This window comes from Streptomyces sp. NPDC026092, assembly GCF_040638605.1.
Classification (GTDB): Bacteria; Actinomycetota; Actinomycetes; order Streptomycetales; family Streptomycetaceae; genus Streptomyces.
The window spans coordinates 44,585-63,600 of the sequence record NZ_JBEZYN010000014.1 but is presented as its reverse complement, the minus strand read 5'-3'; the positions used below and the strand labels follow the sequence as shown (position 1 = coordinate 63,600).

Here is a 19,016-nt window from a genome sequence, read left to right as displayed (position 1 = left end):
ATCGGAGCCGCCCTCTGATTCCCCGGCCGGAACGCGGATCGGCGTCACCACCCCGCCCAGGTAACCACCCTCGAACTCCTGACCCACACAGCCGGCCTGCCTCTCCGCGCCAACCTCAAGAACCTCCATGGCGCCGACCGACGCCAGTCTCCTCGCAGAGGCGAACGGCTCTCTCCAGGAGAAGGGGAGCCTCCCTAGGCGCGAGGCTCCGGATCCCCGTGCCGGGAGAGCAAGATCTGGCTCCAGGGCGGGTCCGGCCTGCCGAGCGCGAACCCTTGCGCGTCGGCCTTGTGCAGATGCGCTGGTACGCCGACGAGCGCGAGCACGACGCCAGGCTCCGCGAGGGCGTGGAGCCGGCGGCGGCGCAGGGCGCGAAGGTCGTGTGCCTGCCCGAGCTCACCCGGAGCCCGTACTTCTGCAACACGGACGATCCGCTGGCCGACGGCGCGGACCGCTACCTGGAGGACGTGCAGACCGGGCCCACCGTGGCGCTCGCGGCCGAGCTGGCGACCCGGCTCGGCATCACCGTCCACGCTTCGCTCCACGAGCGCGCGGGCGACGGGGGCCTCGGCTACAACACCGCCGTCTGCGTCGACTCCGACGGCCGCCTCATCGCCCGGACCCGTAAGAACCACATCCCCGCCTTCCCCGGCTACCGCGAGGACCTGTGCTTCCGGCCCGGCGACAGCGGGTTCCCGGTCGTCGAGCACGCCGGCGCCCGGTTCGGTTTCCCGACCTGTTGGGACGAGTGGTTCCCGCAGCCGGCCCGCGCCTACTCCCTGGCCGGGGGGGGGAGATCCTCGTCCACCCCACCGCGAGCGGCTCCGAGGTGGACCTGCCCGCCTTCGACACCCGGCCCATGTGGGAGCAGGCGATCAGCGCCAACGGCCTCGCCAACGCCCTGTTCATGATCGTCCCCAACCGGGTCGGGACCGAGGGCCGTTCCACCTTCTACGGCTCCTCCTTCATCTCCGACCCGTACGGCCGGGTCATGCTGCGGGCCCCGCGCGACACTCCGGCCGTCCTCGTCGCCGACCTCGACCTCGACCAGCGCCGGGACTGGCTCGAGTTCGGCCTCATGCGCACCCGCCGGCCCGAGCTGTACGGCACGCTCACCGACCCCGTCACCCCGCCTAGGTGATGGAGGTGTCGCCGAGGGAGACCAGGAGGCGGCGCAGTTTGCGCGCCAGGTCCTCGCACTCCTCCCGGTCGAAGAAGGCGAGCATGCGGGCCTCGTTGGCGAGGTGGTCGACCATGTAGGCGCGGGTGATCTCGTGGCCCCGCTCGGTGAGGCGGATCTTCACCGAGCGCCGGTCGGCGGTGTCCCGCACCCGTTCGACCAGGCCTTTGGCCTCCATCCGGTCGATGCGGTTCGTGATCGCACCGGAGGTGACCATCGCCGCCTTGCGGAAGGCACCGGCGGTCAGCTCGTACGGCGGACCCGAGCGCTGAAGAGTGGTCAGGACGTCGAACTCGCCGAGTTCCAGCTGGCGTTCGGCCGCGAACGCGCGGAACTCCTTCTCCAGCGCGACACCGAGACGCTGGAGCCGGCCGAGCACCTCGACGGGCCACAGCGCCTCGGCCAGGTCGGGGCGCTCCCGCGTCCACTGCCCGATGATGCCGTCGACGGCATCGGCCGCGTCGCCATCCCCGTGGCCGTCCCCGATGTCGGCTCCGCCCATGGTCCGTCCCCTCCTCGCGTCACTGCCCCAGAGATTATCTCAACGTTGAATCACTTGACGCTGAACGAGCCACCCTGCTTTTATCTCAACGTTGAAATAATCAACCTTGAACGGATGCACTCGGGGGTTCTCGTGTCCGCAGCAGTCTCTGCCGTCCCTTCCACCGCTCCAGCGGTGTCCCGCCGGCCGTCCGCACTCTGGCTGGCGCTCCTGGCCGCGCCCATCGCCACCGGAGCGAACGCACCGGTCCTGATCCTTCCCGACATGGCCCGTTCCCTGGGCATCTCCACGGCCGGGGCCACGTGGCTGGTCACCGTCTTCGCCTGGTCCATGACCGTGGGAACACCCCTGTTCGCGGCGCTCGTACGCCACCGTGGCCTGCGCGCGGCGCTCGTCACGGGCGCGGTCGCCGCGCTCGCCGGCACCGCGCTCGTCGCGGTCTCGCCCTGGTTTGCCCTGACGCTCGTGGGCAGAGCGGCTCAGGCGGCGGGCGGTGCGGGGCTGGTCGCCGTGGCGATGAACCTCGCCGGCTCGACGCGCCGGATGGGGGCGATCACCGCGGGGTTCGGGGTCCTGGGCGCGGTCGGCCCGCTTCTCGGCTCCACCCTCGCGGCCCTGGCGGACTGGCGCGCCTCGCTGGCCGTGTCCGCCCTGGCCCTCCTGGCGGTCCCCGCCGTCTGGCGCCACATCCCCCGTACCGGCTCGCAACCCACCCCGCACACCACGCCGTTCGACGCGGTCGGGGCCGGGCTCGTCACGGCCCTGGCGTCGGCACTGGTGCTGATTCCCATGGCTCCGCTCACGGGCGCACTGGTCGCCGCGGCGGTGGTCGTCCCGCTGGCCGTGCATGTCCGGCGCCACCCGGACGGCTTCGTTCCCGCCGCCGTGCTGGGCTCCCGTGCGTTCGTCAGCTCCTCCCTGCTCGCGTTCGCGTTCTCCACCTCCTACTTCATCCTGCTGTTCGCCCTGCCCGAGCTGGCGCGGCGGCACACGGACTGGAGCACCGAGGCCGTCGGTACGGGACAGCTGGTCGCGCTCCTGACCGGCTCCGCGCTCTCGTGGCTCCTCGCCGCGTCGGCGGCGCGCCTGGGCCACCGGAAGGTCCTCACCGTCCTCATCGTCCTCGGCACGGCCGCACCCCTCACCGCCGCGTTCAGCTCATGGGGGCCCGCGCTGCTCCTCGCCGCGGCGGCCGCCGTCTTCGTCGCCACCGGCAGCAACGCCACCCTGTCCGTCCACGCCGCACAGCCCGCCCCGGCCTCCCAACGACCGGCCGCGATCGGCCTCTTCGTCCTCTGCTACCAACTGGGCGGAGCCCTCGGCCCGGCCCTCGCCACCCTCCTCGTCCTGACGTGAAGGACCCTTCAGCCCCTTCAGGCGCGGTTCGGGCCGAGCGGGAGCCGCCGGCGCTACTGTCCACCGAAGCCGAGCAGCGGGACCTCGTCCGGGTCGACGTCCTCGGGCGAGGGCCGGCCTTCCAGGAGGAAGCCGAAGAAGGCGCGCAGGGCGTTGTTGCCCAGTTCGAGGAGGTGGAAGGGCAGGGCGTACGGCTTCCTCCCAGACCGCGAAGGCGAACCATGCGCCGCACGCTAGCGGCCGCTACTGGCAGTCCGGTTGCTGCTCGTCCTCGTCGGTGGCGTACGGGTGGACGTACCGGCCGTCGTCGAGCGGAGCGAACCAGCCGCCGAGGGTCAGCGGCGTGATGTCGTCGTTCGAGTCTTGGTAGAGCCACTCGAAGTCCGTGTCCTCGTACGCCCAGGAGGCGAAGGCGTCCAGGGCGTCCGTGGTGGCGTCGTCCAGGAGGCCGTACAGGTCGAGGGTGGCCTCCGCGTGGCCCAGGAGGAGTTTGAGAGCCACGGCCTCCGCAAGGCAGCCGAGGTGCAGGAAGCTGCCGTCGGTGAAGCGGGTGGTCAGGGCGATCGTGGTCACCAGGAAGCGGCGGGCGAAGAGTTCGTCGTATTCGAGGGCGTAGCGGGGCGGGAGGTCGCCCAGGTGCCACAGTTCGCTGTCGCACTCGGCGACATTCGTCTCCTCCTCGGCGAGGGTCTGGACGTCGTCGTACAGCTCGTCGACGAGGAGTTCCGTGGCGTACACCAGGGCCCCGGCGGCCAGTTCGGACGTCTCCGGGGCGATGCCGTCGAAGGACGCGGCGGCGAGGGAGGCCAGGCGCGGGGCCAGTGCGCGGATCTGGGGCTCGTGGTCGACGTCCGGGTCCGTCACGCCGCCGTCCGCCGGTGCGTTCGCCGGGTGCGCAGGTGTGCTCGTCGCCGCGGCCGCGCTCGCCTTGTGCTGGGCGCGGCGGGTCTCCAGGTCGCTGGACGGTGCGTTCGGGCCGTCGGCGGCCTCCAGGCTCTCGCGGGTCAGGTCGATGTGGAGTTTGACCTCGCTGCTCTCCACCACCCAGTCGGCGAGGAGCTCCGAGCGTTCCAGGACGTCCTCGGCGACCGAGCCGACGGCATGCTCGGCGATCTCCAAGGAGGGAGCGTGGACGAAGACCTTGAGGATCGCCCCGCGCGCATGGACGGCGACGATCGTCTCCAGGACGTCGATCTCGATTCCGTCGGGTCCTTCGATCGCCTCCACGGCGTCGAACCCGCGCTCCAACAGCGTTGACGTGCCGACCTGTTGGAGTGCGTCCAACTCCTCCGCACCGTCGGGTACCCGCGCATCCACCGTTACGACGTAGCTCACGTGGGCAAGCGTGCCAGGAACCGGTCCGATTGTTGTCCGGTCGCGCGAAGCCGCGGGCGAAGAGAGCGGGTGGCGACGGCGGTTGCCGCGCCACCCGCTCCGCGGTCAGTTCGCGTTCACGAGGTCGTGCGCGGGGACCGTCACGGTGCGCTTGCCGGGGGTGCCGCCGAGGACGATCTTCCGGAGGGCGCTGTTGTTGTCGAGGTTGGTCTCCTTCAGGCGCTTGGCCGGGTTGGCCAGCACCTGGATGTAGTACGTGCCGTTGGGGATGTCCGTGATGTCGAACGACTGGCCCGGCAGGTCCTGGGTGTAGGTGTCACCGGAGCCGACGTCGAGCACCTCGCGGACGGAGATGGAGTTCTCCTGGCCGCAGGCGGTGGACAGATCGGTGTTGTACGGGTGCCAGTTGGCGTTCTTCACCGTGTAGTCGACCGCGTCGGTGTTGGCCAGGCAGAAGGCCTCCTTGCCGCTGCGCACCGCTTCCTTCTGGTCCGCCTTCAGGAGCCGGTAGCTGGCGAAGTCGGTGAAGTGCCAGTGCACATGGCCCGGACGCGGGTCCCACTCCATGGTGCCGGTCGGGGTGTAGCCGACCTGCTTGCCGTTGGCGTCGTAGAAGTACTGGTACGCGTCCATCGTGGCCTTGCCGGGCGAGCGGAAGCCGTCCACGACGAGCTGGGCCGGACCGGCGTTCCACACGTTGGCGCTGAAGGCCAGGTAGTCCTTGCCGGGGATGTCCTCGGCGCCGTCGCTGATGACGATGCCGTAGGCCGGCAGCGAGCGCAGGTCGGGCTTGGGGACGTCCGCCGGGACGGAGGCCTTGCCGGTGGGCCGCTGGGACATCGGCTTGAGGGCGGGCGCCTTGCGCGATCCGTCGGTCTGCCCGGCGGTGTCGCCCGTCTGCAGCCGCATGTCCGCGCGCGCGGCCTGCTGCTGCTTCTTCAGCGCCCAGGGCAGGGCCGGCGGCGCGGCCTTCAGCGGGCCGTGGCCCACGTTGTACGAGACGCCCGCGCCGCTGGTCTCCGGCGCGCCGGCCTGGGCCGGCGTCGGGGCGTGACCCGCCCCGTGCCCGGCGTGCGCGGACGGGGCCGGGGCCTGGGCCTGGGCCTGGTGACCGGCGCCGTGCCCGGCGTGCTCGCCTGCGGCGGCCGAGCGGGCGGCCGCGCCGCCGCGGCCCTCCTCCCAACTGCGCTCCTCGACGGTGACCTTCACCGTCGCGGGCTTGTCGGCGATGCCGAAGAGGTCGCGGTACTTCTTGGCGACCCCGACCTTGGCCGTGTACGTACCGGCGGCGAGCTTCACCGGCTGGGTGTAGGAACCGGCGTAGGTGTTGGACGCCCACCCCTTCTCGACACCCCACACGGAACCGAGGGTGAAGGGGTTGGTGGGGCAGCTCTCCGGATACTTCGAGGTGGCGGGCGCGTCGGGCCGGACCCGTCCACTGGCGTTGTTCGGACAGAAGCTCTCCGTCCGGGTGACGACCTTCTTGCCCGCCTTGTCGGTGAGGGTGATCTCCGCGAAGCCGGGCAGCCCGGAGAAGTCCTTCACGGTGCCCAGGGGCAGCGTCTTGGACGTCGCCTTGCCGCCGTTGAACACGGTCTGGGTGATGGTCACCGGGTCCTTGTAGGACTTCCGGGTCACCTTGAACTCCAGCGGAGTCCCCTCCGCGGTCAGGTAGGTGCCCAGGTCCAGAAAGACGCCCGGCTCCTCCTTCCACGAGGTGAGCGTGACCGATTCGGTCGCGGCGATCAGACTCAGCTTGGGCCCCGTCGCGGCCTTCGCCTGATCCGGCGTGGCGGCCATGAAGCCGGCCGTCACCGCCATGGCGGCGACGGCCGTGGTACCGGCGAGCAGCGGACGCCGCAGCCGGGTGGTGCGCTTGGTGGTCATCGTTCCCTCGTCCTCCGGATGCTGTGAGAAGGAAGCGGACAGCGGGCCACCCGGCCGAGCGGGACAGGGACAGATTCACGGTCCGTACGGTCCGGCCGGCGCGGTGAGAGGCACTCGCTGCGCCCGTGGGGAGAGAGGAGGCGGAGGGATGCCGGGTTGTCCGGGGGGTCGAAATGGTCGGGATGTTGGCCGAATAGTGCCGCCCGACACGGCCGCGTAGGCGAGCCGCGCCCGCGCTCGCCTACGAGGCGGTGCGCCGCGTCAGGGGCGGGCGGCCAGGGCTTCGACCTCGAAGAGCACGTCGGGCGTGGCCAGGCTCGCGACGCCGATGAGGGTCTGCGTGGGCGGGTTCTTGCCCCAGACCTCCTGTACGGCCCCGGCGATCGGGCCGAGCTTGCCGACGTCGTGGTTCACGACGTACGTCCGGAGCTGGACGACATGGCTGAGGTCGAGGCCATGGGCGGCGAGGGCGACGCCGATGTTGTGGAACGTCCGCTTCACCTGCTCGGCGAAGTCCGTCGAGACGACCGCGCCGTCGGGGCCGGATCCGTACTGGCCCGCGACAAGCACCAGTTCCGTACCGGCGGGGACGGCGGCGGTGTGGCTGTAGCCGAACGGGACCGGGTCGTGCAGGCCGTCGGGGTTGACGAAGGCGTGTGCCATGCGGGTGTCACCTCGTTTGTGTGAGGGGTCGGTTGGGCTGTGTGGCGTGGTGCGTTGGGTTGCGTTGGGGTTGCTCAGCGGGGAGAGCCTCGCAAGCAATCACGACACCGTCTGTCGTGTATCCGGTAGCGTTTTCGCCGTGCGCGCCGATCGGTTGGTCTCGCTGGTGCTGTTGCTGCGGCAGCACGGCCGGTTGTCCGCGGCCACCCTGGCCCGCGAGCTGGAGGTGTCCACCCGGACCGTGCTGCGCGACATCGACGCGCTGTCCGCCGCCGGTGTCCCGGTCTACGCCGAACGCGGTCGGCACGGCGGTTTCGAGCTGCTGCCCGGCTTCCGTACCGAGCTCACCGGCCTGAACCACGACGAGGCGCTCGCCCTGCTCGTCGCCGGATCGCGGCGCGGCGCCCAGGTGTTCGGCCTCGGATCGGCGCTCGCCTCGGCCATGCTGAAGGTGGTCGACGCGCTGCCCGCCGGCTATCGGGCCACCGCCGCGGGCGCGGCTCAGCGGCTGCTCATCGACCCGGAGACCGACCTCCTCTCGCGCCGGCTGGTCGCCGAGGAGGTCCCCGACAGCATCGCGGCCGAGGTGCGGAGCGCGGTGTTCGCCGGACACAAGCTGCGCATCCACTACGCGGCCGTGGACCAGACACCGAAGTGGCGCACGGTGGACCCGATCGGCCTGGTCACCGTCCGCGACCAGGGCTACTTGCTCGCCACGCGCTCCGGCGCGGACCGCACCTACCGGCTGTCCCGCATCCTGGCCGCCGAGGAACTCACCGAACCGGCCCAGCGACCGGACCGGGTCGACCTGGACCGGGCCTGGCAGGAACGCAGCAGGCAGTTCAGGACCGGCGGCGACCAAGTCACCGTGCTGGTACGGATACACCCGTCCCGGCGGGACGACCTGGTGGGCACCGCCCTTGCCGTCCTCACCGACGAAGCAGACGCGGCAAGCGAGTGGCTACGACTCGAGGTCACCTTCCAGGACCCGCGTCACGCCGAATGGGCGGTGTGGCAACTCGGCACGTACGCGGAGGCCTTGGGGCCGCAGTGGTTGCGCGACTCCCTGCGCGAGCGCGCCACCGTCATCGCCGGCCGATACGGCGTTTCCCCCGAAGACGGTGGGCACTGACGCGCGCCTCGCATGTCCGGATCTGCAGGGGATTCGTCATGGCGGCCCGGCAGCCCCGCGACTGACGATGGAGGCCGTACGGGGACTCGCCCGGAGACCCCTGAAGTGTTGGGAGACAGCCATGCGTGCCAAGGCAGGGACCCTCACCGCGGTTGTGGCCGCCATGACTTCGGTCGCCTTGCCGGCAGCCTGCTCGGCCGGCGACGACGCCGAAGCCAAGGCCAACGCCACGTCCCAGGCCACGAGTGCCCAGGAGAGCAGGAAGACGTCCGCGTTCCTCTCCTTCCCCTCGCCCAGCCTCCCCTGGGAGGAGCTTCCGGAGTCGGGCGGCGTGAAATACGCGAACGTACGCGGCGACCTCGCGGGGAGCGGCAGCTACGAGGCGTTCGTGCGCTTCCCCGCCGGGAAGGACAACCCGATGCACATCCACACCCAGGACCTCCCGACCGTCGTCCTGAAGGGCACCTTCTACGCGGACATCGACGGGAAGCGCGTCCAGTACCCGGCCGGCTCCTACTACAAGCTCCCCGCGGACAAGCCGCACCTGAGCGGATGCGAGAAGGGAGAGGACTGCCTCCTCTTCCAGTACCAGGACGACCACTTCGACCTGGTGCCCACCAAGACCGGGCAGTAGCCCGGGCGAGCCGCGTCGGGTGTCCGGTCGGGAGGCGACCACCTGCGGGCGCGCGGCACCCCGGACATACTGGACGTGTGCAATCGCCGTCACTGCTCGCCCAAGGACTGCGGGAACGAGCCGGTGAGGCCCTGTTGCAGCGGGTCGCGGGCCCGGCGGCGCACCAGAAGCGCGCCCGTATCCACGGCACGCCGGGGCCTCGATGGTTCGGCCCCGACCGGCCTGTGCGCCGGGTGCACTCCGACGCGTCCATGTACGTCGGGGGGCTCGCGGCCCTGTTGCTCCAGTCGCTCCACCCGGTCGCCATGGCCGCGGTCTCCGCGCACTCCGGCTTCCAGGGAGACCCCTGGGGGCGGCTGCAGCGCACCAGCACCTTCCTGGCCGTGACGACGTTCGGCACCAGCGACGACGCCGAGGCCGCGGTGCGCAGGGTGCGGGAGGTGCACGCGCGGGTCGTCGGGCGGACGTCCGCGGGAGTGCCGTACCGCGCGTCCGATCCGCACCTCCTCACGTGGGTGCACATCGCCGAGGCGTCCTGCTTCCTGCGGGCCCACCAGCGCTACGGCCGCCGCCCGCTCGGTACGGCCGAACAGGACGGCTACGTCGCCGACATGGCGCTCGTCGCGCGCCGGCTCGGCGTGACCGACCCGCCCGCGACGATGGCCGAACTGACCGCCCGCCTCGCCGCCTACCGGCCCGAGCTGCGCGGCACCCCGGAGTCCCGCGCGACGGCGCGCTTCCTGCTGGCGCACCCGCCGATCCCCCGCCCCGCACGGCTCCCGTACGCCTTCCTGGCGGCCGCGGCCGTCGCGCTCCTGCCCCGGTGGGTCAGGGCCGCGCTCGACCCGCCGCTCTCCGTCCGCCTCATGCTGCCCGTCGCCCCGCTCGCCGGGCGCGCGATCATCGCCCTGGTCCGGTGGGCGATCCCGCCCCCGCCCCTGCCACCGGCCGCCGGAGCGCCGTCCGCCGCGGGGGTGACCTAGGGCCTGTCGTTTGGATCAGGCCGGATCAGGGAGCGGGGTCTGGTGCCGTGTCTCGCAAGGCGGAGGAGGGAGTCAACGCGGAGCGTTGGCGACCGACGACAACGCGGCTGGGGGTACCCCCTGCTCGAAGAGCTTGGGGGAGCGGTGCCAGGGCCCGCGAGCCCGGCATGATCCAAACGAAAGGCCCTAGAGTGCGGGTGTGCCGTCGTACAGCATTGGGCAGGCCGCGCAGCTGCTCGGAGTGAGTTCGGAGACCGTTCGCCGGTGGGCGGACGGCGGCAGGCTCGGCATGGAGCGCGACGGGGCCGGCAAGCGCACGATCGACGGGGTCGCGCTGGCCCGGTTCGCGGGCGAGCGCGGCGCCGGGCTGCACGCCGTCCCGGAGGACGACGTCCCGACCTCCGTACGGAACTCGTTCGTCGGGATCGTGACCGCCGTACGCGTCGACGACGTGGCCGCGCAGGTCGAGGTGCAGTCCGGGCCGCACCGGCTCGTGTCCCTCGTGACGCGCGAGGCCGTCGAGGAGCTGGCCCTGGAGGTCGGCGTCACGGTCACCGCGCGGGTGAAGTCGACCAGCGTGCACATCGACCTTCCCTGACCCTCACCCTCGTCCCGGCAGCCTTCAGCGGCAGAGCAGGGCCGCCCGCAGGTCGAGCTTGTGGTCGAGGCGGGACAGGTCGCGGCCCGTGAGGGCCTCGATGCGCTCGACGCGGTAGTGGACCGTGTTCACGTGAAGGTGCAGGGCCTCGGCCGTCCTCGCCCAGGAGCAGTTGTGCGCCAGGAAGACCTCCAGGGTCTCCAGGAGCGTCGCGTTCGAACCCTTGCCGGCGTCCAGCAGGGGGCCGAGGACGGTGTCCAGGTACGCCGCCCGTACGTCGACGGGGACGCCCGCGAGCAGCGTCCCGAGGTCGGCGAGGTCCGCAGGGCGCGCCACCCGCGCCGCCGCCGCGCCAGCGGAAGCCTCCGATGTCGCCGACCGGGCGGCCGCGAGGGCGTAGCGGGCCTGGGCGAGGGCGCCGGGGAGGTCGGCGGGGCCCGGGACGGGGTCGCTGACCCCGGCGTGCAGGGCGGCCCCGGGGCGGCAGGCGTGGAGCAGCGGCCACACCTCGCCGAGCCGTGCGGGCACCGCCCCGCCCGGGTCCGGCTCGTGCGCGAGGACCGCGACGGCCTCGCCCTCCACCCGCCCGGCGACGGCGAACGCGACCGTACGCTGGTGCTTCAGGCCCTCCGCGAGGGCCGCGGCGGCGTCGCCCCGCTCGTCCGGGTTGTCCGAGGCCGCGACCACCACGGTGTACGCGGCGGCGCCGGCGAGGCCGCACGAACGGAGCGCCTCCTCAAGGGCGTTCACCTCCCCGTACGCCGAGCCCACCCGGGTCACCAGCTCCTCGTGGGCCTGCCTGCCGGGCGCCGCCCGCAGGTCCTGGCGCCGGCGGTGACGGCCGACCAGGTCACCGATCTCGTGCAGGATCCGGGGCGGCACCTGGCCGTCCTCGGGCAGGTGCAGGTACCAGGTGTCGAAGACGCTGTCGTCGGCCTCGATCCGTACGGTCGTACCGAGCCGGCCGCGCAACGCCTCCGCCGCGCGCCGGGCGGGGAGTTCGGGCGCGGTCGCGGTCCGGGCGACCGTACGCCCGCTGCCGGTGAGGAGGTGGCAGTCGGGCGTGCCGAGGTGGGCGAAGGAGAGGTCGAGGAGTTCGGCCGCCGACGCGCCGCGTTCCAGGGCGCGTTCGAGGTCGACGCGCACGTTCTCGGGGAGCGCGTAGTGGTCCGTGGGGCGGCGGCTGAGCTCGCCCCACTGGCGGAGGTAGACGGCCTCGGTGATGGCCCGGAAGCTGGTGTGCGCGGGCACCGCGAGCAGGGCGACGCGGTGCTTCCGGCAGGCGTCCGCCAGCTCGGCCGGCACCTCGCCGTGCGTCTCCTCCCCCGCGAGCAGGGCCACCGCACCCGCCTCGCGCAGGGCGGACACGAACCGGTCGGTCTTGACCGGATCGCCGTCGCGGGCCCACCACACGAGGCCGCTGAGGACGATCTCGCCCGGCTGCAGGAACCGGGCCGGGTCCTCCAGGTCGGTCGCCGTGACGCCGCCGATCTCCTGGTCGAGCAGGGCCTCTTCGCCCCAGACGAGGGAGAGGTCGAGACGGTCGAGACGGAGAAGGTGATCGACCTGCATACGGGACTCCTTGTCGTACTCGCGGACGAGGCCCGCACCTCACATTCACCAAGCGAATGAGGGTTCCGTCATCGTAGGTGCGAAGTCAGGGTGACGAAACACCTCTCGAATGTGCCGAGGGGCCAGGCTCCTCCCGTCCGAGGGGTGAGACGTCACCCCTCCCTCCCCGTACCTTTCTCCAAGCCCACTCTCATCCGCGATGGAGAGTCACACGACTTTGTTGCAGATGAGAGCCAGATCGCCCTACGGTGTCGCACATGCAGTCCTACACCATCGGGCAGGCCGCACGGCTTCTGGGCGTCAGCCCCGACACCGCGCGGCGCTGGGCGGATGCGGGCAGGGTCGCGACGCATCGCGACGAGAGCGGGCGGCGCGTCATCGACGGCAGGTCGCTCGCCTCGTTCTCGACGGAGATCGCCCAGGGCGGGGGCGAGGACGACGCGTCCTACACCTCCGCCCGCAACGCCTTCCCCGGCATCGTCACGGCGATCAAGCTCGGCGACATCGCGGCCCAGGTCACCCTCCAGGCCGGCCCGCACCGGCTGGTATCCCTCCTCACCCGCGAGGCCGTGGAGGAACTCGGACTGGAAGTCGGCATGCAGGCCACCGCCCGCGTGAAGTCGACCAGCGTGCACATCGACCGCACCTGAACGCACCCACCCGGCCGCCGGCGCGACCGGCCCCCGCCGCACCTTCCGTTCGTCCCCAAGGAGTTACGACCCTCATGTCCTTCACCCTCACCAGACGACGTGCCGCCGCTGCCGCCCTCACCGCGGCCCTGCTCGTCCCGCTCGCCGCGTGCGGCAACGACGACACCAAGAAGGACACCGGCGGCTCCACCGCCTCCGGCTCCGCGAGTGCCGCCCCCAAGGCCAACCTGACCGTGCTCGCCGCGGCTTCGCTGACCAACGTCTTCAAGACGGCCGGCGCCGCGTACGAGCAGGCCAACCCCGGCACCAAGGTGACGTTCTCCTTCGCCGGCTCGCAGGAGCTCGTCGCCCAGGTCTCGCAGGGCTCGCCCGCCGACGTCCTGGTCACCGCCGACACCAAGAGCATGGACAAGGTCAAGGCCGACACCGGCACCCCGGCGATCATCGCCAAGAACCGGCTCGTCATCGCCACCGGCGAGGGCAACCCGCACAAGGTCGACGACCTGAAGGACCTCGCGGACACCAAGCTCAAGGTCGTTCTCGCCGCGCCCGAGGTCCCGGCCGGCAAGTACAGCAAGCAGGTCCTCGACGCCCAGAAGATCACGGTCAAGCCGGTCTCCCAGGAGCCCAACGTCCGCGCCGTGCTCAGCAAGGTCGAGCTGGGCGAGGCCGACGCCGGCCTCGTCTACAAGACCGACGCCGCGAGCGCCGGGGACAAGGTCGACGCCGTCGAGATCCCCGACGCGCAGAACGCCATCGCGCAGTACCCGGCCGCCACGCTCAAGGACTCCAAGAACGCCGAGGCGGCCGCCGCCTTCGTCGCGTGGCTGTCCTCGCCCGAGGGCCAGAAGATCCTCCAGGACGCCGGCTTCCAGAAGCCGTAACAGCCCGGGATCGCTCATATCGTGAGGGGCTGTCCGCGTCCGGGGGGACGGACAGCCCCTCCTCATGTCTTCTCACTGCGGGGTCATCGATGAAACGAGCAGGCGCGCGTACGCCAGGCGCACGTCCCCCCCTGACGCTGGCGCTGCCCGCGTTGCTTGCCGTGGCCTTCCTGACGCTCCCGCTGCTCGGGATCCTCGTACGGACCGAGTGGGGCGAGCTCGCCGACCACCTGTCCTCGCCGGGCACCGTCGAGGCGCTCAAGCTGTCGCTCGTCGTCTCCTTCTGGGCGCTCGGGCTCTCGCTGCTGCTCGGCGTGCCGCTCGCCTGGCTGCTCGCCCGGGTCCCCTTCCCCGGCAAGGCGCTCGTCCGCTCGCTCGTCCTGCTGCCGATGGTCCTGCCGCCCACGGTCGGCGGTGTGGCCCTGCTCCTCGCCTTCGGCCGGCGCGGGCTGCTCGGGCCGTGGCTGGAGAACACCTTCGGCATCACGCTGCCCTTCCACACTTCAGGCGCCGTCCTCGCGGCCACCTTCGTCGCGATGCCCTTCCTCGTCATCAGCCTGGAGGGCGCCCTCGGCGGGCTGCGGCCCCGTTACGAGGAGACGGCGGCCTCCCTCGGCGCCTCGCCGGTACGCGTCTTCTTCACCGTCACCCTGCCCATGGTGGCCCCCGGGGTCATCGCGGGCGCGGCCCTCACCTGGGCGCGGGCGCTCGGCGAGTTCGGCGCCACCATCACCTTCGCCGGCAACCTGCCCGGCACCACCCAGACCCTGCCCCTCCAGGTCTACCTGCTGCTCCAGGACGAACCGGAAGCGGCCACCTCCGTCTCCCTGCTGCTCCTCGCCATCGCCATGGGCGTGCTCATCGCCCTGCGCGGGCGGTGGACCGGCACCCCGACCGACCGGGAGCGGCGTCCCGCTCCCCCGGTGGACGCGGACGCGGAAGCCGAAGCGGAGGCGGGACGTGTCCCAGCAGCCAAGGCGGAGCCTGTCGCGGCGCAGTCCTCTGAACGCTGGACCCTGCACGCCGAACTCACCGGCTTCACGCACCTCACCCTGGACGCCGAAGCGGGCACCACCATCGCCGTCGTCGGCCCGAACGGCGCCGGGAAGACCACCCTGCTCCGCGCCCTCCTCGGCCTCACGCCCCGCGCGCACGCGGACCTCACCCTCGGCGACACCGACGTCACCGCCCTGCCGCCGCACCGCCGCCACGTCGCCTGGGTCCCCCAGGACGGCGCGCTCTTCCCGCATCTGACGGCCCTCGCCAACATCGCCTTCGGCCTGCGCGCCCAGGGCGTCTCCCGGGGCGAGGCCCGGCGCGAGGCGCAGGCGTGGCTCGACCGGCTCGGGGTCGGCCATCTCTCGCACCGCCGCCCCGGCCAGCTGTCCGGCGGCCAGGCCCAGCGCGTCGCCCTGGCCCGTGCCCTCGCGGCCCGGCCCCGGCTCCTGGTCCTGGACGAACCGCTCGCCGCGCTCGACCAGACCACCCGCGCCCACGTACGGCACACCCTGCGCACCCACCTCGCGGGCTTCGGGGGCGTCTGCCTGATCGTCACCCACGACCCCGTCGAGGCCGTCTCGCTCGCCGACCGCGTGCTCGTGCTCGACGACGGACGCGCCCTCCAGGACGACTCCCCGGCCGAGGTCACCCGCCACCCGCGCTCGCCCTGGGTGGCCCGCATGCTCGGCCGCAACGCCTGGCCGGGCACCGCGACCCCGGAGGGCCTCGCCCTCGACGGCGGCGGTGTCCTGGTGGCGACCGATCCGCCGCCGCCGGGCACGCCCGCGCTCGCGATCGTCGCGCCCGAGGCGGTCTCCGTCCACCGTGAGAAGCCCGCCGGAAGCCCCCGTAACGTCTGGCCCGGCACCGTACGCGAGATCACGACCAGCGGCAGCCGGCTGCGCGTGCTCATCACCTCACACGAGACTCCCGACCTCGTCGCCGAGATCACCCCGCAGTCGGCCGCCGAACTCGGCATCGCCGACGGCGTGTCCGTCTGGACCAGCGTCAAGGCGACGGAGCCGACGCTCGTTCCGCTCTGATCCCCGACCGGAGGTCAGGCTGCGGCGAGGGAGATCTCCGTCGACTTGATCAGGGCGACGACGGAGGTGCCGGCGTTCAGGCCGAGGTCCTCGACGGCGTCCTTGGTGATGGCGGCGGTCAGCTCGCCGCCCTGGACGGAGACCTTCACCGAGCCCATGGCGCCGCCCGTCGCCACCTCGGTGACGGAGCCGGCGAGCTGGTTGCGGATGGAGATGCCCGTGACGGGGCCGGTCGCGAGGGCGACCTCGGTGGACTTCACCAGGGCCTTGACCGAGGAGCCCTCGGCCAGGCCGAGGTCCTTGGCGGCGTCGGCGGTGATGGCGGCGGTGATCTCCTGGCCGCCGTCCAGGCGTACCTTCACGGACGCCATGGCCTCACCCAGGGTGACCGCGGTGACGGTGCCGGGGAGCTGGTTACGAATGGACAGGGTCATGGAGCACACGCCTCACATAGCCGGGATCCAGCAGTCGTCACTTCTGCGACCTGCACTGAGACCGACGCTACCCGCGAGAAGATCACTCGCCGCGAACCACATCGCATCCACCAGCCGAACGGACGCGATGACCTCGCGTTTCCAGGAATGTCCCGCTTGATCTTGATGACACGGGAGCTCAGGTGGGTCCCGGGCGGGTCGCGGTCGCGGACCGGTGGTGGCGGCGGCGCTCTCTCAGGGCGTCCGTGGGGCGCCGGTGGACGATACGGAAGCGGTGGCTCTCGCGGGCGAGTTCGCGGCCCTCGGCGTCCACGAACCGGCCCGTCACGTCGTACGTCCCGCAGCCCCGGCCGACGGGCAGCCGCTCGGCCGGCAGCTGGACCTCGTACGGCCCTCCGGCCCGGAACCCGCCGAGGACGTTACGGGCGGTGGCGATCGTCCTCCCCTCGTACGACCGCTTCTCCACGAATGTCAGCCCGTCGACCCCCTCGCCGGTACGGAAGGTCAGCGCGACGCCGACGACCGTCCCCTCCGGCAGCTCGACGACGTCCTGCTCCGGCAGGCTCAGGTCCACGGTGACCCGGCCGAACTCGTCCGACACCAAGGCCACATCCGTCAATTGGAAGACCGCCATCTCGGACTCACGACCTCTCGCCACGGACGCCCGTCGCGTTCACTCCAGTGGAATCCACGGTACGCCCTGAGCGCGGTCACGCCGCGTGTACAGGGGGCCACGCGACGTGCCGCGCATGGCGGTCGCGCGGCCGGGCAGAGGCTCAGCGAGCCTGCTGCCATCAGCCGGAAGGAGCGTCCGATGGAGTCCGCCCGGACGGTCGAAGGGCTGCTGCGCGAGCACGGACGGACCTACGCCGACGAAGCCGGGATCACTCTCCGTGACACGCCGGCCCCGCTCTACCAGCTCCTCGTCCTCACGGTCCTGTGCTCGATCCGGATCAAGGCCGCGACGGCCACCGCGGCCGCCAGGGAACTGTTCGCGGCGGGTCTGCGGACGCCGCAGGCGATGGCGGACACCACCTGGCAGGAGCGCGTCGACGCCCTCGGGCGGGCCCACTACGTGCGGTACGACGAGAGCACGTCGACCGCGCTCGGTGAGGGCGCGCGGCTGGTGCTCGACCGCTTCCACGGTGACCTGCGAAAGCTCCACGAGGAGGCCGCAGGCGACACCGAGCGGCTGCGCGGGCTGCTGCGGGAGGTGCCCCGGATCGGGCCGGTGGGCGCGGACATCTTCTGCCGCGAGGCCCAGGCCGTGTGGCCGGAGTTGCGCCCGTACTTCGACGCACGCTCCCGCGCGACCGCCGCCGAACTCGGGCTCCCGCACACCCCGGCGGGCCTCGCGCGGCACGTACCCCCGGAGGATCTGGCCCGCCTCGCGGCCGCCCTCGTACGCGTCAGCCTGTCGTCGAAGACGTCCAGGTCGTCCCCGAGTTCCCCGTCGTCCCGTAGGACATCCTCAGACCGCTGACCCGGACGGCTCGGTCTCCTGCGCCGCCGTCAGCTTGCGGTGGCGGTCGAGTTCGAACATGGCGAGGACCGGGGCGGACATGCTCAGCGCCAGGACGAAGGCGCGGGAGACGGCGCCGCCGTCCCAGACCCGGGCGACGTTCGCCACCAACGCGCAGAGCAGCAGCACCGCAGGCAACACCCTGCGCCACAACGGCAGTTCAGTGATCCGCCACACGCGGACACACTGGACCGTGTTGAAGACGAGAAGGGCCAGCGCGACGAGCGCGAGGACCGGCAGCATGACGGGCACGACGGGACTCCTGAGCAGGCGGAACGGTGAGCCGCGGACCTCTCGGCTCACCAGCGCATGATCGTACCGGCGCCGTCTCCTCAGCCGTGCCCCGCGGCTACGTGGTCGCCCTGCGGTGCCGGTAGTTGACGGCGGACGCCTTGGCCACCGCCACGGGGTTCAGGAACCGCAGCGGGCCGATCAGGCGGGACGCGAACCGGTGCATGTGCCGGGCCATGGACGCGTCGCGCGCAGCCGCCGAGAACATCAGCCGTTCCACGGGGTTGAACGGCCTGGACCTGGCGAAGTCGACGGCCAGGTTCTGGTGCGGGGACAGCGTGCGCCGGTGCTTGCGGGCGTACAGCGCGAGGGACTTGTCGAGGTCGCCCTGACCCGCCAGGGCCGGGCCGACCGCTTCCGTCAGCCATTGCGCGGTCTCCAGGGCCCACGCGCAGCCCACTCCCCACAGCGGATCGCCGGTCAGCGCGGCGTCGCCGATGAGCGCGAGGCCCGGCGCCGTCGGCTTGCGGCTGTGCAGGGGGTAGTCGACCAGGCCGATGATCTTCGAGACGCGCTCGGCGGAGTCGATGGGCGGCGCCTCGGGCAGGCCGCGGATCATGGCGTTGAAGCTGCCCTCCAGGTCCTCCCGGAAGGCCGGCAGCCGCTTCTTGTCCGGGACCACGGCGAGGACCGTGATCCCGTCGTCGTTCGGGAACGCGTACGCCATGTCGGGCTCCAGGAACCAGACGTGCCCGATCCCGTCGCGCAGGGGAAGGTCCCGGTAGTGCGCGAGGTAGGCGAACCGGGCGTTCTCGTACTGCCGTGTGGCCACCCCGGCGTACTTCGCCACGGCCGAGTCCTTGCCGTCGGCGCCGACCACCAGGCGGGCCCGTATCTCCCGCTCGCCCTGCGGTGTCGAGGCCCGCACCCCCACCGTCCGCCCGGCTTCCGTGACCAGGCCGGCCACTCGATGGCCGAGGAGCAGATCGACGCCGGGAGTCTGCGCCGCCTGGGACCTGATCAACGGATCGAGGACGCTGCGCCGGATGTTGTACGCGTACGGCAGCTCTGGGCCCCCGGGTGCGGGCCTCGGCTCGATCCAGCCCCAACGGGTGTACCAGCGGGCGTCGTTGTGGAGGGCACCCGCCTTCTCCAGGGCGGGGACGAGGCCGATCTCCTCGAGGACCGGGTAGGCGTTGGCCGAGATGGAGTGGGTGCACAGCACCTTGTACGCCTCGGGGTCCGAGCGGCGTTCCAGCAGGGCGACGCGGGCGCCTCGTCGGGCGAGCAGGACCGCCGCCGCGCTGCCGGCGAGGCCGGCTCCGCCGATGACGACGTCGTAGTCGTCCCCCGCGCTCTCAGGCTTGGTCATTGCGCTGATCTCCCCCTCGGGGTGTGATGAGCCGTTCAC

The 19,016-nt window shown here is 72.1% G+C and carries 20 protein-coding genes; 11 read left to right on the top strand and 9 right to left on the bottom strand.

The genetic code is table 11. The features are described 5' to 3' along the window. The first annotated feature begins 275 nt into the window (after positions 1-275). Positions 276-911, top strand: coding sequence for a nitrilase-related carbon-nitrogen hydrolase (locus AB0F56_RS22755; protein WP_362012611.1), 636 nt, complete (start codon positions 276-278; stop codon positions 909-911). After that, entirely contained in the window at positions 830-1,141 is a 312-nt protein-coding gene (locus tag AB0F56_RS22750) for a nitrilase-related carbon-nitrogen hydrolase (RefSeq protein WP_362012609.1), read from the top strand. Before AB0F56_RS22755 ends, AB0F56_RS22750 begins: the two co-directional genes overlap by 82 nt. Here AB0F56_RS22750 and AB0F56_RS22745 read toward each other — a convergent pair. After that, positions 1,134-1,682, bottom strand: coding sequence for a MarR family transcriptional regulator (locus AB0F56_RS22745; protein WP_362012606.1), 549 nt, complete (start codon positions 1,680-1,682; stop codon positions 1,134-1,136). The genes AB0F56_RS22750 and AB0F56_RS22745 overlap by 8 nt on opposite strands. A gap of 114 nt (positions 1,683-1,796) precedes the next feature. Between AB0F56_RS22745 and AB0F56_RS22740 the strand changes: the two genes are divergently transcribed. Beyond that, on the top strand, positions 1,797-3,038 hold the full coding sequence (locus tag AB0F56_RS22740) for an MFS transporter (RefSeq protein ID WP_362012604.1): 1,242 nt from the start codon (positions 1,797-1,799) through the stop codon (positions 3,036-3,038). A gap of 243 nt (positions 3,039-3,281) precedes the next feature. Here the strand turns inward: AB0F56_RS22740 and AB0F56_RS22735 are convergent, their stop codons facing one another. The 3 genes from AB0F56_RS22735 to AB0F56_RS22725 all read right to left on the bottom strand — a co-directional run bounded on the left by AB0F56_RS22735 (position 3,282) and on the right by AB0F56_RS22725 (position 6,923). Next, positions 3,282-4,373 carry a hypothetical protein gene (locus AB0F56_RS22735; protein WP_362012601.1) on the bottom strand — a complete coding sequence of 364 codons (1,092 nt, stop codon included), beginning with the start codon at positions 4,371-4,373 and terminating at the stop codon, positions 3,282-3,284. A gap of 105 nt (positions 4,374-4,478) precedes the next feature. Beyond that, the gene (locus AB0F56_RS22730) at positions 4,479-6,260 is read right to left on the bottom strand and encodes a lysyl oxidase family protein (RefSeq protein WP_362012598.1); all 1,782 of its coding nucleotides are present in this window, start codon (positions 6,258-6,260) and stop codon (positions 4,479-4,481) included. Between the two features lie 261 nt (positions 6,261-6,521). After that, the gene (locus AB0F56_RS22725; RefSeq protein WP_362012596.1) at positions 6,522-6,923 is read right to left on the bottom strand and encodes a Rid family hydrolase; all 402 of its coding nucleotides are present in this window, start codon (positions 6,921-6,923) and stop codon (positions 6,522-6,524) included. A gap of 139 nt (positions 6,924-7,062) precedes the next feature. Here AB0F56_RS22725 and AB0F56_RS22720 point away from each other — a divergent pair, with 139 nt between their 5' ends. From AB0F56_RS22720 to AB0F56_RS22705, 4 genes are all read left to right on the top strand, one after another. Beyond that, the gene (locus tag AB0F56_RS22720) at positions 7,063-8,055 is read left to right on the top strand and encodes a WYL domain-containing protein (RefSeq protein WP_362012594.1); all 993 of its coding nucleotides are present in this window, start codon (positions 7,063-7,065) and stop codon (positions 8,053-8,055) included. Between the two features lie 121 nt (positions 8,056-8,176). After that, positions 8,177-8,689: a cupin domain-containing protein gene (locus tag AB0F56_RS22715; protein ID WP_362012591.1), complete on the top strand. Its 513-nt coding sequence runs from the start codon at positions 8,177-8,179 to the stop codon at positions 8,687-8,689. Positions 8,690-8,766: 77 nt separating this feature from the next. Then, positions 8,767-9,672 carry an oxygenase MpaB family protein gene (locus AB0F56_RS22710; RefSeq protein WP_362012588.1) on the top strand — a complete coding sequence of 302 codons (906 nt, stop codon included), beginning with the start codon at positions 8,767-8,769 and terminating at the stop codon, positions 9,670-9,672. A gap of 199 nt (positions 9,673-9,871) precedes the next feature. Beyond that, positions 9,872-10,270 carry a helix-turn-helix transcriptional regulator gene (locus tag AB0F56_RS22705; protein ID WP_362012585.1) on the top strand — a complete coding sequence of 133 codons (399 nt, stop codon included), beginning with the start codon at positions 9,872-9,874 and terminating at the stop codon, positions 10,268-10,270. A 24-nt stretch (positions 10,271-10,294) separates the two neighbouring features. On the opposite strand, the gene AB0F56_RS22700 is transcribed toward AB0F56_RS22705, so the two are convergent. After that, positions 10,295-11,842 carry a PucR family transcriptional regulator gene (locus AB0F56_RS22700; RefSeq protein ID WP_362012583.1) on the bottom strand — a complete coding sequence of 516 codons (1,548 nt, stop codon included), beginning with the start codon at positions 11,840-11,842 and terminating at the stop codon, positions 10,295-10,297. A gap of 257 nt (positions 11,843-12,099) precedes the next feature. Between AB0F56_RS22700 and AB0F56_RS22695 the strand changes: the two genes are divergently transcribed. The 3 genes from AB0F56_RS22695 (at position 12,100) to AB0F56_RS22685 (ending at position 15,418) form a co-directional block, all read left to right on the top strand. Continuing rightward, positions 12,100-12,492, top strand: coding sequence for a helix-turn-helix transcriptional regulator (locus AB0F56_RS22695; RefSeq protein ID WP_362012581.1), 393 nt, complete (start codon positions 12,100-12,102; stop codon positions 12,490-12,492). A 74-nt stretch (positions 12,493-12,566) separates the two neighbouring features. After that, entirely contained in the window at positions 12,567-13,376 is an 810-nt protein-coding gene (gene modA, locus AB0F56_RS22690; RefSeq protein WP_362012579.1) for a molybdate ABC transporter substrate-binding protein, read from the top strand. Positions 13,377-13,465: 89 nt separating this feature from the next. Continuing rightward, on the top strand, positions 13,466-15,418 hold the full coding sequence (locus AB0F56_RS22685; protein WP_362012576.1) for an ABC transporter permease: 1,953 nt from the start codon (positions 13,466-13,468) through the stop codon (positions 15,416-15,418). 14 nt (positions 15,419-15,432) lie between these two features. Here AB0F56_RS22685 and AB0F56_RS22680 read toward each other — a convergent pair whose 3' ends face one another. Together AB0F56_RS22680 and AB0F56_RS22675 are read right to left on the bottom strand one after the other, a co-directional pair. Beyond that, positions 15,433-15,852 carry a TOBE domain-containing protein gene (locus tag AB0F56_RS22680; RefSeq protein WP_362012573.1) on the bottom strand — a complete coding sequence of 140 codons (420 nt, stop codon included), beginning with the start codon at positions 15,850-15,852 and terminating at the stop codon, positions 15,433-15,435. A gap of 178 nt (positions 15,853-16,030) precedes the next feature. Further along, positions 16,031-16,453 (bottom strand): hypothetical protein, encoded by a 423-nt coding sequence (locus AB0F56_RS22675; protein ID WP_362012570.1) that lies wholly within the window; start codon positions 16,451-16,453, stop codon positions 16,031-16,033. 213 nt (positions 16,454-16,666) lie between these two features. Between AB0F56_RS22675 and AB0F56_RS22670 the strand changes: the two genes are divergently transcribed. Continuing rightward, positions 16,667-17,335, top strand: a complete 669-nt coding sequence (locus AB0F56_RS22670; protein ID WP_362012568.1) for an endonuclease — start codon at positions 16,667-16,669, stop codon at positions 17,333-17,335. On the opposite strand, the gene AB0F56_RS22665 is transcribed toward AB0F56_RS22670, so the two are convergent. Together AB0F56_RS22665 and AB0F56_RS22660 are read right to left on the bottom strand one after the other, a co-directional pair. Continuing rightward, positions 17,324-17,677: a hypothetical protein gene (locus tag AB0F56_RS22665; RefSeq protein WP_362012566.1), complete on the bottom strand. Its 354-nt coding sequence runs from the start codon at positions 17,675-17,677 to the stop codon at positions 17,324-17,326. The two genes, AB0F56_RS22670 and AB0F56_RS22665, sit on opposite strands and share 12 nt — an antisense overlap. A gap of 46 nt (positions 17,678-17,723) precedes the next feature. Further along, positions 17,724-18,977, bottom strand: a complete 1,254-nt coding sequence (locus AB0F56_RS22660; RefSeq protein WP_362012563.1) for an NAD(P)/FAD-dependent oxidoreductase — start codon at positions 18,975-18,977, stop codon at positions 17,724-17,726. Positions 18,978-19,016: the final 39 nt, after the last annotated feature.